The 14,818-nt window shown below is 38.9% G+C and carries 12 protein-coding genes; 3 read left to right on the top strand and 9 right to left on the bottom strand.

All coding sequences use genetic code 11. The annotated features are described in order from the left end of the window. Positions 1-163: 163 nt before the first annotated feature. Genes OCK74_RS15410 through OCK74_RS15390 form a run of 5 tightly spaced genes read right to left on the bottom strand, consistent with a single transcriptional unit; the run spans position 164 to position 5,605 of the window. Complete coding sequence (locus OCK74_RS15410; RefSeq protein WP_279297948.1) at positions 164-2,320, bottom strand: TonB-dependent receptor; 2,157 nt, start codon at positions 2,318-2,320, stop codon at positions 164-166. Positions 2,321-2,370: 50 nt separating this feature from the next. Then, entirely contained in the window at positions 2,371-2,673 is a 303-nt protein-coding gene (locus OCK74_RS15405) for a hypothetical protein (protein WP_279297947.1), read from the bottom strand. 46 nt (positions 2,674-2,719) lie between these two features. Continuing rightward, entirely contained in the window at positions 2,720-3,946 is a 1,227-nt protein-coding gene (locus tag OCK74_RS15400) for a hypothetical protein (protein WP_279297946.1), read from the bottom strand. Further along, the gene (locus OCK74_RS15395) at positions 3,943-4,392 is read right to left on the bottom strand and encodes a QcrA and Rieske domain-containing protein (protein WP_279297945.1); all 450 of its coding nucleotides are present in this window, start codon (positions 4,390-4,392) and stop codon (positions 3,943-3,945) included. Before OCK74_RS15395 ends, OCK74_RS15400 begins: the two co-directional genes overlap by 4 nt. Before the next feature lie 13 nt (positions 4,393-4,405). Further along, positions 4,406-5,605, bottom strand: coding sequence for a di-heme oxidoredictase family protein (locus OCK74_RS15390; RefSeq protein ID WP_279297944.1), 1,200 nt, complete (start codon positions 5,603-5,605; stop codon positions 4,406-4,408). A 106-nt stretch (positions 5,606-5,711) separates the two neighbouring features. On the opposite strand from OCK74_RS15390, the gene OCK74_RS15385 reads away from it, so the two are divergent. Continuing rightward, entirely contained in the window at positions 5,712-6,374 is a 663-nt protein-coding gene (locus OCK74_RS15385) for a metal-dependent transcriptional regulator (RefSeq protein WP_279297943.1), read from the top strand. Positions 6,375-7,907: 1,533 nt separating this feature from the next. Then, positions 7,908-11,498, top strand: coding sequence for a bifunctional metallophosphoesterase/BamA family protein (locus OCK74_RS15380; protein WP_279297942.1), 3,591 nt, complete (start codon positions 7,908-7,910; stop codon positions 11,496-11,498). Positions 11,499-11,577: 79 nt separating this feature from the next. Here OCK74_RS15380 and OCK74_RS15375 read toward each other — a convergent pair whose 3' ends face one another. Beyond that, the gene (locus tag OCK74_RS15375; RefSeq protein ID WP_279297941.1) at positions 11,578-11,775 is read right to left on the bottom strand and encodes a hypothetical protein; all 198 of its coding nucleotides are present in this window, start codon (positions 11,773-11,775) and stop codon (positions 11,578-11,580) included. 388 nt (positions 11,776-12,163) lie between these two features. Here OCK74_RS15375 and OCK74_RS15370 point away from each other — a divergent pair, with 388 nt between their 5' ends. Beyond that, complete coding sequence (locus OCK74_RS15370) at positions 12,164-12,742, top strand: RNA polymerase sigma factor (protein ID WP_279297940.1); 579 nt, start codon at positions 12,164-12,166, stop codon at positions 12,740-12,742. 178 nt (positions 12,743-12,920) lie between these two features. Here OCK74_RS15370 and OCK74_RS15365 read toward each other — a convergent pair whose 3' ends face one another. From OCK74_RS15365 to OCK74_RS15360, 3 genes are all read right to left on the bottom strand, one after another. Further along, positions 12,921-13,607 carry a RagB/SusD family nutrient uptake outer membrane protein gene (locus OCK74_RS15365; RefSeq protein WP_279297939.1) on the bottom strand — a complete coding sequence of 229 codons (687 nt, stop codon included), beginning with the start codon at positions 13,605-13,607 and terminating at the stop codon, positions 12,921-12,923. Positions 13,608-13,674: 67 nt separating this feature from the next. Beyond that, on the bottom strand, positions 13,675-14,046 hold the full coding sequence (locus tag OCK74_RS28000; protein ID WP_423803167.1) for a DUF1214 domain-containing protein: 372 nt from the start codon (positions 14,044-14,046) through the stop codon (positions 13,675-13,677). A 69-nt stretch (positions 14,047-14,115) separates the two neighbouring features. Further along, the gene (locus OCK74_RS15360; RefSeq protein WP_279297938.1) at positions 14,116-14,724 is read right to left on the bottom strand and encodes a class I SAM-dependent methyltransferase; all 609 of its coding nucleotides are present in this window, start codon (positions 14,722-14,724) and stop codon (positions 14,116-14,118) included. Between the last annotated feature and the right edge of the window lie 94 nt (positions 14,725-14,818).

Raw genomic sequence — 14,818 nt, 5'->3', positions numbered from 1 at the left:
CTTCCACTAAATTTATCATCTAAACATTATCTTCAAAGAACTTCTTAACTTCTAACCGCTAATCTAAAGGTCGCATCTGGTAAAATAGAGTAAGAAATTACCAGTTCAGAATTTCAGGGCAGATCTTAAAGCCTAAAGCTGTTAAGCGCTCCAGGCTTTTTGTTTATAGTTTTATTTTGATACCACCATTGATTACAAAACCATCTACAGGGGCATAGATATCTCTAAACACCGGATCATTGATAGAACCGGTATATATGGTGTCAAACTTGGTTTGCCTGGTGTCTGTAAAGTTTTCAAAGTTTACAAATACTGAGAAATGCTCCCACATTTTTTCAGCCATGAAACCTGCAGTCCAATAGGGTTTCCCTATACTGCCATCTGATAGTTTTTGGGGACTAAAGTAATAGGCTTCAAGGCCTATCTTTAGTTTCTCTTCCTTTTCATACATCAGGACATTATTTAAACGGTGGCGTGCGGTAAGCGGGAACCAGCTTTCTTCTCCATCAAAATGACTGGCCACATCAGCATAGGTATAGCCAATGAATAGCTTGAAGTCGTTATAAGTTACACGCAGATTTGTTTCCAGGCCTTTTGTATCTATATAGCCATTGGCATTGACAAAAGCCAAATCGCCTGATGAAGTACTTGTCAGAATTAAGGGTTTATTTAACCTGGTGTAAAAAAACAATTGATTTATTGCAATACCTGCTTCACCTAATTTAGCCCGGTAATTAACGTCAAAACTGCCACCGACAGAGCGTTCATTTCGTGTTAGATCCTGATCGATGGGTAGAATGTTCTGAAACTGTATTTTCTCTGATTCTTCATTAAAAACTGTTGGCGTTTTATAACCAAATCCGCCACCAATACGTGAAGTAAGTTTTGGGCTTATTTTAAACAGAGCTGAGATCCTTGGCAATAACTCAAAACCATATTGTTCTACGTAATCACCTCGCAAACCAGTTTCCAGCGTAAAGATGCTAACAGGGGACCAGGTGTTTTGAATAAAGCCTCCAAATGTATTGTAATGATAATCCCGCAGATTGCTGGTGGCTATTTTATCCTCTGCAAAATCGTCTGTTAGCAAATTTGCGCCTGCTACCCATTGGGTATTTTCACCTTTCAGGTTATAGGTTAGCTCTGAAAAGGTGGATTGCTGCAAACCCTTGAAAGCATAATCCGGGATCTGAATAAGCCTATCGAAACGGCTATAACTGTTTTTAAAGTTGAGGCTTGAATGTTTATCCAACTTATGATTAATATCGAACTGGGTAGTAAAACGGTCTGTATTATTTTCTTCAAAATAACCTTGTGAACCATTCTTAATATAATCCATGCTGCCGCCAATTCGATCTTCGGTTATGTAACTAAAGCCAATGTTGGCGTTCGTCTTTTCACCATAAATGAACAGCCGTGGATTGATGGTGTAGCGTTCAAATTTGGGGATGGCAGTAAGTCCGATATCGGCAGGATCATAAGGGCTGCCGGTGTTTCTTGACCCGAATACAGTGACTCCTACTTTGTTAAAGCGCTGGCTATAGAAGCCACTTAGGTCCAAACCCTTTGCTGAAGTGGCATTTGCCATAAAGCTGATTTCTCTTTTGGCGGTAGGTGTTTTTGATACGAGGTTAACGAGCCCTGCTATTGCGCCACCTCCGTATAAAGTAGAGGAAGAACCTTTGATTACCTCAACCTGCTTCAGGTCCAAAGGTACTATCTGCATGATACTAAGCCCACCGGCGAAACCTGAATAAAGAGGAAAGCCATCACGCAAAATTTGTGTGTAGCGGCCGTCTAAGCCTTGTATTCTTATGCTTGAATTATAGGAAGTGGCAGAGGTTTGCTGGGTTTGTATGCCCGTACTTTCATTCAGAAGCATACGTATGTCACCAGGTTTCATATTTCCTTTTTCTGTCAGTTCCTCACCAGAAATGGTTTCTACCCTGGTTGGAATATCCCTGATTGACCTGCTTGTTCTTGTTGCCATTACCACAACATCTTCCTCATGCTCCTCTCCTTCTTCGAGGAATACTTCAAAGGGCTGGTTTGAAGGTTGCGGCACAGTTATATCAATTTCCTGCTCTTCATGACCTACATAAGATATTTCAATAGAATAGTTACCTGCCTTCAGATTATCGAATGATACCAGGCCTGAACTGTCTGCTATTGCTGTTCTATTGAGTGATTTGATGGTTGCAGTAGCTCCTGCAAGGGGTTCTTTGGCTTCGGCGTTTTTTATGGATAGCTTTAATTTATGTTGTGCATGGGCACTAATAGCAGACAATGCTATTAGGCAAACTGATAGTATAAACTTCATGTTTTAATGAAAAGGTTAAAAAATAAAACAAAAGAAAATCTCAATAATAATTATGCCGCTTGGGGAGGGTGCAAGAGCTTAGAAGTATAGGAAGATAAAATAATATTGATCTTTTTTTCGTAATGTATGGTTATTTCAGGAATCAAAGCCGGAAGAGAAACTGGCTTTGATATACAGACAAAACCCAAACAGGATGAACAAGTAAAGAAGGGAGAACAATTACAGTCTTTCTTTTCCTCATGGTGATGACTGGCAGCAACCTGATCGTCAGCACAATCATCTAAAAGGCGGCAGGGCGTAAATGCGCTGATAAAAATGATCAGTAATAATATGAATGCTGCTGCTTTTTTCACGGCGCAAAAATAAAGCAACTTTAATATACCGGCTTACGTTATTTCCTTAAAAATAGGTTGATATGCCCACCTGTACACCGGCCAGCTTTGAAGGTGGGTTGCCTAACAGGTCTGTTTGCCAGTTGTAGCGATAGTTAAAGCGAATGACAGTTTGTGGGATTGGACGCCAGCTTATGGCTGGAACAACAGAAAAGACGTGGTCTGAAATCTTGCCTCCTGTAGATTTAAAATGGTCATTGTTCCAGTCTACATACTCGAAACGAACAGCAGCATTGAGGACTGCGTTTTCATAACCCAGCATGGGCTTTTTAATGATTGGTTGTACAAAGTCTATAAAACCTCCCTGTTGATTCCTCCCAAACTGTTCTGTATAGTTTTCAGGAATATCTACATTGATCCAGGCCCATTCTCCATTGATATAGGTTTTAACCTTTGGCAGCGTTGTATTAAAATCTATGGCGTATACATTTAGTCTTCTCTTTTTATCCAGCACTAAGCCATCTTCTTTATACTTGTTATAAACACCGCCCATGTAGGACAATCCTATTTCCCCAATTTTCTTATTACGCATGGCTACTTTTCCAGTGAACAAAGGACTTCCATTGGAGCTTTCTTCGAACCGGTCTTTATTTTCTTTGGCTGCAGGTAAAAAAGTTTTGTTCTCTTCGTTGGCAATAATACTTTCATCAAAGCCATTGGTGAGATAAGTCTCATATGCATATACCCAGTTGTTGCTGTATTTTTTTCCAAATAAGCCAAAGCCTACATTGCTCCAGGTTGCCGGCAGCATTTGGGTTGCTGAAATTGGTCTATCTACAAACTCCCATTTAGGACCATCATGGTTTTGATTGAAAGCTCCTATAGGATTCATTACTACACCACCTCTGAAATTTAAAAGTGGAGCAAATTCAAAATCGACGGAGGCGAACTCAATATTAATTTCTTTGGTGCCGTCTTCAAACTCAATTTCAGAAAGGAACTTGATGCGCTTGGCAATGGAAGAAGAGGTAAAGAGTGTCAGCCTGCGCATTTGGAACTGGTGTCCTTCCGAGATACCATTTTCCCGTAAATACTGATAATTGGCTTCTACGTAGCCACCCAACGCAACGGGAAGTTTGCCTGCCTGCCTGAAGGGTCGGTTGTACACTGCGTCCATGTTTAGTTGAAGACCTGATGTATCTTCAGTAGGTTTTCTGAGCAATTCTTGATCAATTTGCGCAGAGGCAGTTATGCAAAGAAGGGTAAAAAGAGTAAATAGGCAACTTGGTTTCATGATTGTTTTCTTAGATCAATAAATAGTTCTTTGTTGTTTACCGTTACGGGAAATATTCTTAGATCCCTATCTGCGGGACCATTGGTTACTTTTCCCCTGTTGTTAAACTCACTGCCATGAGCAGGGCATTGCAATACATCGCCAGAAGCTTGCAATTCTGTGCCTTGATGGGTGCAGCGCATCCACAGTGCAGTATATTCCTGTTCGCTAAAGCGATAAATGCAAATAGGATACTGGAGCGTTTCATTGCGTACAATGACAAATGAACGGTATGCAATATTGCCCTTCTGGTCCAGTTTAAATTCATCTTTGCTAAGTGTAAGACCGTCTTTGACTATTGTGCCTGAAATGTATCGTGTTGAGGTACAAGAACTAAAAATTGATGCTGAAGCTGCAGCACCTAAACAGGCTGCACAACTGTTCAAGAGGAAATCTCTTCTGTTCATCTGCGAATAACAATTATAATGATTCTAAGAATTTGATCAACCTGGCTTTTTCTACCTGGGAGAGATTTTGAAAATTTGATTTGCTTTGACCTCCTTCACCGCCATGCATCAGAATAGCTTCCTCTATGCTTTTTGCCCGACCATCGTGCATCAGGAAATATTGACCACCCTGGGAGTTTTTAGATAAGCCTAAGCCCCATAATGGAGGTGTGCGCCATTCGGAAGTAAGTGCGGTGCCTTCAGTATAGCCATCATCAAGGCCTACGCCCATGTCGTGCAGCAACAGATCTGTAAACGGAAAGAATGTTTTATTGGACAAGGCTGCAATATTTGAATGTCCTGTTTGCATTTGCGGTGTATGACAGGATGCACATCCGTTATTGATAAACAATTGCTTGCCGGCCTGTACATCCTGGTCATTGATATTTCGCTGAATGGGAGCTTTTAAGGTTTGCAAATAAAATATAACTGCAAGTACCGTTTGATTGGAAACCTCAGGATTTACTTCATGGCCGTTATAAGTGTCATAATGTTCATAAGTGGAGTTAATCCCCATGTCCTGGTTGTAGGCATTTACTGTTTGTTGCATGAGGTCGTACACGGCTGCTTTTTTGCCAAAGCGGCCGATATATTTACCATTTTTTATGGCGGCACCAGTACGGATTAATGAGTATTGTGGGGTGCTGATCCAGTTAGGCCGGCCCGAAATACCATCTCCGTTTGCATCATTGGGATCTGAAAGTGCTAACAGTGTAGCATCGGAAACAGCTTCCAGTAATCCGAGGCCAGTGTTTGCAGGAGGGGTGAACTTTGAAAAAGTAGCACCGGCTGGTATTTGCTCTGGCTGAAAGCCTACAATAGCCCTGTTTTGTAGTTGAGGACCACCAGAATGAAGAAATTGGTTACTTATAGTATCGGTTTGACCAAACCTTGTCAGGGTAGTAAATGGATGACCTTTACCATCGCCGGCATGGCAGGAGCCGCAGGAATTAGCAACAAAAAGAGGCCCTAAACCTTTCTCTGTTGTAAATATCTCATCATTAAAAGCGACATCACCTTGTAAGAAAATTCTTGTCTGGTCTGGGGTGAGGCCTTCTATGGGTCCATCCAGTATTTGATCATCAGAAGGCGCATCGGGGAAAACCTTATTACAAGAAAGATAAAGAAGCATAGATGCCGCTATGCCTGTTAGAACTAAAAGTTTCTTCCGCATGTATCGGGGATTTGCTTCAAAGGTAGAAAATGTTTGAATATCCAAAATTATTTTATTTGGCATCCCAAATTTTATGAACTAAGTCAAACCATGTACTTTTGAATATATGCAGCATTTTACACACCATTCGGAAGAGAACTATTTAAAGACTTTATATAAGTTGGAAAATGGGAAGGTCAAGAAAGTCAACAATATTGCTCTTTCTAAGGCATTAGAACTTAACCCAGCCACTGTATTGGAAATGGTAAGAAAGATGGCAGAAAGACAACTGGTTGAATTACTAGCTGACAAAACCATCCAATTAACGGATAAGGGAAGAAAAAAAGCGCTGCAGATCATTAGAAAGCACAGACTTTGGGAAGTGTTTTTAGTAGATAAGCTCAACTATAAGTGGAATGAAGTACATGATTTGGCAGAACAGCTGGAACATATAGAGTCAGATGACCTGATTCAACGCCTGGAAGCATTTTTAGGATTCCCATCAGTTGACCCGCATGGAGACCCGATACCGGATGAACATGGAAAACTTAAGAAGATCAAGACACAACCTTTGAGTGATGCGCCCATAAAAAAGAAGGTTACAGTGGCCAGTTTAGCCAATTCATCAAATGAATTTTTGAAATACCTTGACAAAGCAGGCATTTCAATTGGAGACAAGCTTGAGGTATTAGAGGTAGAGGCGTTTGACGGATCAATGAAAGTGTTGCATAAGAAAAGTTCAATTACCCTTAGCAATGAGGCTGCGAGTAATATTTTAGTAGTAGTTTAATTTTCAATTTACTATTTTGTTTGTCCAATCTTAGATTATTTTTTGTAAGCAAGAAGCCTAAGCGCGTTGAATACAACTACCAATGTTGATCCTTCATGAGCTATTACGGCTGGGCCAATGGATGCAATACCTAAAGGTGCGTCATTGTTGTTTAAGAGGGGACTGTAGAGTTAAATTCCTGGGCAGGGAGGAGCCTTCTTAACTGAGAAATTCTTCTATTGTTCTTTTAAAAATTATTTTCTTCCAATAAATTTAAAGAAAAGCCCGGATAATAATGTTTATCAAACAAAGAGCCTACTGGTTAATTTATTTTCTATGCATTCTTCTTGCAGGAATTTATTGCTTTAAGAGACCTCTCTATAATTGGGATATGTTGCCTTACACTGCTTTAATTCTCAATTTGGATCACTATAATGCAAAGGAAGCACATCTTCTTACTTATAAGCTTGCGAAAGAAAGCATCCCTGATAAACATTACCGCAATCTAACAGATAATTCACATTTATACAGGCGCACTATGTTCAATGATCCCGTGAGTTTTACTGAGCAACTGCCATTTTATGTTGTAAAGCCTCTCTATATTGGAATATCCTATTTGTTTTATAAGGCAGGAGTCGGTTTACCACAAGCTACCTTGCTCCCTTCTTTCATTTCTTACCTGCTTATCGCATTTTTGCTCTTTCATTGGTTGAGCATTTATTTAAGTATGCCCACTGCATTTGGTATTGCTTTATTAATAATGATATCATCACCGGTGATTTCTATAGCCAAATGTGCCACCCCTGACTGCTTGTCCACCTTTTTATTGTTGACCTCCTTTTATTTTATTATTGAAAAGCCTGATCTAAAGTCAGCCTATATCCTAATGTTGTTATCTGTTTTTGCACGGTTGGATAATATAGTTACCTGCATCATAATTTGGGGTATTATTTTTTTTAGTAAAAAATGGAATAAAAGAGTCTTAACCCGGGATTTTTTACTTTATTCCGGAGGTTTTATTATTTGTTATCTTTTTATTGGATTACTTGCAAAGCATTATGGGTGGAGCATTTTCTTCTATAATAATTTCGCTGACAGGCTTCATCCATCATTTAGTTCGGGCGCTCATTCTTCTTTTAAAAGCTATATAAGACTGATGTACGAGCAGGCAATGGGGGGAATTAACTATTCCCTCTTAACTGTGTTTATGGCATTACTTTTATTTTACATAAATAACCCTTTTCCCGTTAAAGAGCTTTCGTTTGAAAAGTTGTTTGCCTTATTTATTCCTGTTATTTTGTTTTTGCGATTTATATTATTTCCTGAAATCTCTGATCGATTTTATATTTCATTCTATATTATTATTCTTATACTCCTAGTCAAAAAAATTACTCTTGGCGAGTTGAGGAATGACATGCCAACTGCCGGAATTTGATGGATTCGAAAAATGGTAGAGATTTTGCTTTATTATGAATATCCATACCTCTACATGATCAATTAAGAGGGCATAAACTATTGATCGTACCCATACGTTAATCCATAACATACAACCCCATGAGATTTGCGCTCTTTATCTTTATTTGTTTAAAATCTTTAATCGCGTTTACTCAGTTCAGTAAAGATTCAATCATAAACAGGATCGTATTAATCGGAGGGGTGCAGTATGGAAGTCCGCCCCCACAAGCACTCTTTAAAGCTATTAGAGAAAAGGTGCCTCTGAATCAAAAAACAGCCCTACTCTTTCTTGGAGATAATGATATTTATCAGGTAAAGGCTATAGCGGCAATGATCAAGAAGAGTGATGCATCTGCTGTGTTTATCCCGGGAGAGAAAGAATGGAGCGGAGGTGGCAAAGCGGGTTTGGATTCCGTTATTTTGATGCAATCTTATATTGAAAATGTAGGATGCAAAAATATAAGTTTCCTCCCCAAAGATGGTTGTCCGGGACCTGAAGAAATCAAACTGAGCGACGATGTAGTTTTAATCGTCCTAAATACTCAATGGTGGCTTCACCAGTATCAAAAACCAGATATTGAATCGGGATGTCCGACCAAATCAAAGAGACAAGTTTATGATGAGCTTGGGAGCATTCTGCGCAAAAATTACAACAAACTAGTTTTGATTGCGGCACACCATCCTTTGAAGAGCAATGGCATCCATGGTGGAAGTTATGATCTCAAGCAACATTTGTTTCCCTTAACGGATCTTAGTCCCGGTTTATATCTTCCCTTACCATTAGCAGGATCCATCTACCCAATAATTCGAAATGCTTTCCCAAATGTGCAGGACCTTATGAATGCAACATATGAAAGCATGATTAACGATCTTAAGAAAACGCTGTCTGTTCATCCTAATATTGTATATATAAGCGGCCATGAAGAAAATCTTCAGCTATTAAAAGATAAAACACTCACTTATATAGTATCAGGTAGCGCAAGTAAGACCAGCCGTGTATCCAGGCGTAGAGAATCCTTGTTTACGAGTCCATCAAAGGGATTTGCTGTCATTGAGGTTGATAATAAACAAAAAGCGAAATTCTGCTTCTATGAAATAAAGGGAGAGCAGGCAACTTTAGTCTTCCAACAGCATATTCATGATTTTTCAAAACTGCCTGCACTAAAAGATACAACAACAAAGTGGATGCCTCTGGTACAGGACAATATAAAGGTGGCTGCCAGTTTACAATATAGCAAGCCCACGAAGTTGCAAAAACAATTGATAGGTGAAAACTATCGTAAAGAATGGGAAACTCCCATACTATTACCTCTATTTGATATTGGAAAAGTAAACGGGGGATTAACAATCAAAAAATTAGGTGGCGGAAAGCAAAGTAAATCGCTTCACCTAGAAGATGCAAATGGACGAGGATACAAGTTGCGCACCGTGGATAAAGATCCTGTTGAGTTTTTACCGGTATCATTAAGAAGTGGTTTGACGAAGCGCCTCGTTAAAGATTATATGTCAGCTCAGCATCCATATGGAGCCCTTGTGAATGCAGCAATTGCGCAATACACTGGTGTAACAGAGGCCCAGCCTCAATACTTCTTTGTGCCTAATGATACTGCTTTTGGCTTTTACAGACCATTATTTGCCAATAAGGTGGTGATGCTGGTAGAAAAAGATCCTTATCCTTATAAAGACACTAAAGGAAGCTATGACATTCTCAATAGTATAACAGAAAAAGCTGATCATGTAGTAAATCAGCAATCTGTTTTAAGAGCAAGACTCCTGGATATTCTTACAGGAGATTTTGACCGACACCTGGAACAATGGACCTGGGGATGGAAAGATACAGGTAATGGAAAATTATTTGAGCCGGTGCCAAACGACAGGGATGCCGCTTATTTTAATTCTGATGGGCTGCTGGTTCGCATGTTAGCACGAAAAAATTTATCTCTTTTCAGAGGCTTTACAAAAGACCTGTCTAATGCTGTTGGCCTGGGATTTAGTGCAGATGAATTTGACCATACCTTTTTAAATACCCTGGACGAAGAACAATGGAAGCAAGTAATAAATAAGTTTCAAAATGATTTGACAGACCAGGCTATAGAAAAGTCTGTACAGCAACTACCTCCGGAAATCTACGCCATCCGAGGTGAGGATTTAGAGGAAAAACTAAAAAGCCGACGTAATGTTTTGAAGGAAAGGGCTCTTGAGCTTTATAGAGCCATTTCAGAGCAGGTGAATATCTTAGGTAGTAATCAAAATGACTATTTTCAAGTTGCTCAGAAGAATCATATTCTACAGATAAAGGTATATGAACGGAAGAAAGGTGATACTACAATGCTTACCTATTACAGGAGCTTTGATCCTTCCATTACGAGGGAGATTCGTTTATATGGACTAAATGGAAATGATTACTTTATGGTGGATAGTTCGGTCCAGAAAAGTATTCCCCTACGCATCGTTGGTGGAGGAGGACAGGATACATTTGTAGTAAATGGTACAGGCAAAAACTTTATTTATGACAGATCTTCGGAGGCTAATATATTGTCCCGTGGAAGAAGCACTCGCAACAGGATGAGCAATCACCCCACAATTAATGAATATAAACTGAATAGTTATACCTATCAAGATAAAGGCCAATTTCCAGTATTCTCACTAGCTGCTAATTCTGAATATGGGTTGCAAATTGGCATAGGAGCGAATAAAAAGACATATGATTTCCGTCGTGAACCTTTTGCTTCTGAAACTTCTGTTTCCATCCATTATGCACCATCACAAAACTCCTATGGAATAAAATTATCTAACATCCTAAACGGCTGGAGGTTTGCAACGGGTTTGTTGACAACTGGTGAAATACAGAAGAATGCTATTCAAAACTTTTATGGAATAGGCAATGAAACTAAGAAGGACAAGAACAAAGCATTTTCTTATTACAGAATTAAGTACAACTATGCTGCAGTAGATCTGTTGGTTACAAAAAACTACTTTGACCAGTTCAATTTTTCCTTTGGCCCTAGTGCCTACTACTACTGGAACAATTCAAAAGAAAACAGCAAATGGCTAGCAGAGTCTCCAGATTACATTGGAATGGATTCCTCTTCAATGTATGAAACTAAGCTATATATTGGGGGAAGGGTACTGTTGAATGTAAACCACATGGATAACCTGTTATTCCCCACACAAGGCCTAAGCTGGAAAAACGAATTCACCTGCTATAGAAATATGCAGAAAAACAATAGTCCAATTTATGCACGACTGCAATCACATATCTTGCTTGCTTCGCCCCTGATTGATACATCAAGATTGGTGACATTGATAAAAGTAGGTGGCGGGCATATTTTCAGTGAGCAATATGATTTTTACCAGGCACTTGGCCTAGGCACTGAAAATAACCTGCGGGGATTTAGAAACTACCGATTTACAGGTAACTCACTTCTTTACAGCAGCATGGAACTTCGTTATAAAGCAGCTTCACTCCACTCCTTTCTTTTATCGGGCGACTTTGGCCTATTGGGCTTCGGTGATATAGGCAGAGTGTGGACGAAACATACCTCCTCGCAATTATGGCACACTGCTTATGGCGCAGGTATTTACCTTTTCCCATATCAGAAGTTCTTCCTTTCTGCAAGTATTGGTAAAAATGAGGACGGAGCTATTTACAATTTTACTATTGGCAAAACAATCAATTGGTATCAATAATGGTTAAAGTAACTGAATAATAAAAGCTTTATGGATAGATCCATAAAGCTTTTAAGCGCATTATTATTTTATAAAAAAATTAGTCGCTGCTCCTACCACGTAAAAGAGCGACCAGAAGAAGAATAAAAATAGCGCCTCCTACAATCCAAACTACTGGTGACATGAAAAAGCCACCTCCACCTTCGTTCTTATTAATATCAATATCAACCTTATGTTCCTGTGCAAAGCTTATCATCGTGAACCAAGCCGCTAACAGTGTTAAATAAACTTTTTTCATAAAATACGTTTTACACTAAAGAATTAAAAATTATGCCATAAAAGCGATCGTTAAATGCATTTCTCTTACATATTTGGGTTGAGAATGGTTGAGCTTTGGATTATTAATACTCATGCCGATGATTGATAACAATTTAAAATACAGACTCTTGTCACTTGTAAAAGCTGGAGAATGGTAGCAATAAGAAATACTAATTATTACTTCAGCATACATACACATACGAAGAGTAAACTAATATTAAAATGGGCAACAAATTTGCAATAATCAAGAAAAATAATAATTCTAAGCTCATTAGGCAGAGATTTATTGACAAAACTTAAAAACCAACGAATGGTAACATCGACGAATGCTTAGATAATCATTAATGATTGTAACCCAGCAATAGAATTTGGAAGAATTACTTGCCATAATTATTGGATGTACAATTAATAACTACAAGTATCAAAAGATGCTTTATGAGCGATTTTATAAATATGCCCTTAAAATTGTATACCGATATATTTACCACTATGATCAAGCAGTGGATGTTGTCAATGATGGATTTGTAAAGCTGTTTCAAAACTTTCAAAACTTTGAAAGTAAGGATCAAAGAGAAACTTTTAAGTTGTTTATTGGTTGGATCAATAAAATCATGGTAAATACTGCGATTGATGAGTTACGCAGACAACATATGCTACTCAAAACTGAAAGCCTCAGTAAATATGAATTGGAAATTGAAAGCACCAGTTTTGCAACTGATCAGCAAATTGTATATAAAGAATTAATAGAACTGGTAAGAAAACTGCCTCCTTCTTATAGAATAGTTTTCAATATGCATGTAATTGATGGTTATTCACACCATGATATAGCCCATGCACTCGGAATTTCAGTTGGTACCTGTAAGTCCTATTTATTCAAAGCACGTTTATACTTAAAAAGCTATATAAAGGAAATGAATGAGCCTAGGTATGAGTCCTTTAAACAATGAATATTAGAATAGTTGTGATCAGTTGGATATCAGAGGAAGTCTAACTGCCAGGTATAAGTTATTTGAATAATAGGAAGACCGAAAGAAAAGGGCTGACCTTTTTGGTCAGCCCCGGCTAAACTAATATGTACCGGCATCTACTTGCAATGCGGACTGTACTATTATTCGTAATTAATCGCTAGTAACCATTCGTTCCAAATTCATCTGCATTATTGATCTGATTCAAGAAGTTGAATGGAATGGGCCGGCTATAGTGTTTAGCGGCAACAAAATTTGTAAAAGCTGTTTTATTGTAAGCTTGTAATCGAGTTTCAAATGCTTTATTACGTTTCAAGAGAGCCCAACGGCTATACTCACCACAAAGCTCACGGGCATATTCATCAAAAACATCGTTCATCGTTGCTGAAGTTAACTGCATTCCAGTACCAGGATTGAAGTCTGCAATATTACGACAAGCGCGCCTGCGCAATTCATTCAGATATTGAGCGGCAGTGGCTCCATCTCCATTTGAATGAAGGGTGGCTTCAGCAGCGATCAAATAGACTTCAGCCATACGCATGATCATAATATTACCCAGTTTCTGCTGAAAATTACCACCCAGCCATGAGCCATCGAAGTTGTGATTAAACTTCATCATAGCCGGGAATAGGTTGGCAAGGCTCGACGGAGTGATTCCATTTGTTGATGTAACAGCTTTGTAGGTACTGCCTGTCGGATCAGACATATCGAACAAATCATCAATATTCACAGTAACATATCTACGCGCCTTTTTTTCTTCGGCGGTCAAAGGATCTTTGCACAAATATGGGAAAAACCTGTCTTCATCTGCAGGGGATAATCCGGAAAGCAAGATTGAAAAAAACAAGGCTTCTCTTCAATCTTAATAGAACCCGGTATCTATTGCACCGGGTTATTACATTCATCAACATCATCTATTTCAGTCTCTCTACCATCGGTGGCATCCACGAACCGTTGAGAATTGGCTGCTGCGGCCAGTAGGCCCTTATGTACATTGAGAAGTCGGCTCCTCCTGGAGCAGGAAGCCAATTTGATTCTTTTTCTGTACCGGGAGCAACACTTTGAACATAAATCGTCAATGATCCATCGGCACCCAACTTCAGTTGCTTGCTCTTGGTGCCCAGTGAATACCGGTTCAGTGGATTGGGCGAAAAGAGGTGTTCCTCATTGTATAGAGTCAGAGACCAGAAACCATTTACAGGAGGTAATTCTCCTTTTTGAAAAGTTACTGTGTATGCATTTGCGCCGTTGAGTCGCTGCCCTGCAGAATAAAAATCGGTATAGATGTATCGTGTTTCTTCGGATGCAGCATTGTACTGACTAAATACTTATTCAGTCAAAGAAAATGCAGGATTTTAATTGTAGCTTTTAAAACTGCAAAAAAGAAAGTTTTGCCTTGTATGGAATGGTGTAATGTGGTCTTCGTTTATACAGCGGATCTTCTTAAATCCAATTGACAGGACGTTGTTCAATTCCTCTTCGCAGTATATTTGAACAGGCAATCCGCTGCATTTAGCTGGACCTTTTTCAGAAAAGGTGCCTATAGTTAAATATCCTGAGACAAACTCTTTTGCTGTAGATAGGTATCTTTTTATTTGCTCGGAAGTGGTGAGAAAATGAAAGGTCGCCCTGTCATGCCAAAGGACAAATTTCTGATTAGGGATAAATTGATTAACATCCGAAACTATCCCCTTTACTTTTCTCGCTTTTTCACCCAACCTTTCTTTTGCTCTATTCAAAGCATCCTCTGATATGTCCAACACTGTAATATATTCAAAGCCTTCAGCAAGAAGATGATCTACAAGCTTGCTATCACCACCTCCAACATCTATTATACTAGCAGTTTTAGGTAAATTGAAGTTATGAATAAACTCAAGTGAAGTATAGGGTATTTCTTGTGCCCAGCTTACTTCATTGGGTTGCTTAGTTTTATAAACTTGTTCCCAGTGTTGCTTACAATTCATAATACAAAAATAAATTAACAACTATGATATAAACGTAACAAAAGTCACGCATGAAGCTGTACTATAGAGTATGATCAAAGAAAGACCAAAATAC

The sequence above is a fragment of the Paraflavisolibacter caeni genome, from assembly GCF_025628885.1.
In the GTDB taxonomy this organism is placed as follows: Bacteria; Bacteroidota; Bacteroidia; order Chitinophagales; family Chitinophagaceae; genus Flavisolibacter; species Flavisolibacter caeni.
The sequence above is the reverse complement of the archived record's forward strand: the minus strand, read 5'-3'. Positions and strand labels throughout refer to the sequence as shown.

Bases quoted from the DNA above. Each gene is read 5' to 3' on its own strand.
- OCK74_RS15390 (WP_279297944.1), bottom strand. From the start codon at position 5,605: ATGCGGAAGAAACTTTTAGTTCTAACAGGCATAGCGGCATCTATGCTT.
- OCK74_RS15410 (WP_279297948.1), bottom strand. From the start codon at position 2,320: ATGAAGTTTATACTATCAGTTTGCCTAATAGCATTGTCTGCTATTAGT.
- OCK74_RS15395 (WP_279297945.1), bottom strand. From the start codon at position 4,392: ATGAACAGAAGAGATTTCCTCTTGAACAGTTGTGCAGCCTGTTTAGGT.
- OCK74_RS15380 (WP_279297942.1), top strand. From the start codon at position 7,908: ATGAGATTTGCGCTCTTTATCTTTATTTGTTTAAAATCTTTAATCGCG.
- OCK74_RS15360 (WP_279297938.1), bottom strand. From the start codon at position 14,724: ATGAATTGTAAGCAACACTGGGAACAAGTTTATAAAACTAAGCAACCC.
- OCK74_RS15375 (WP_279297941.1), bottom strand. From the start codon at position 11,775: ATGAAAAAAGTTTATTTAACACTGTTAGCGGCTTGGTTCACGATGATA.
- OCK74_RS15400 (WP_279297946.1), bottom strand. From the start codon at position 3,946: ATGAAACCAAGTTGCCTATTTACTCTTTTTACCCTTCTTTGCATAACT.
- OCK74_RS15385 (WP_279297943.1), top strand. From the start codon at position 5,712: ATGCAGCATTTTACACACCATTCGGAAGAGAACTATTTAAAGACTTTA.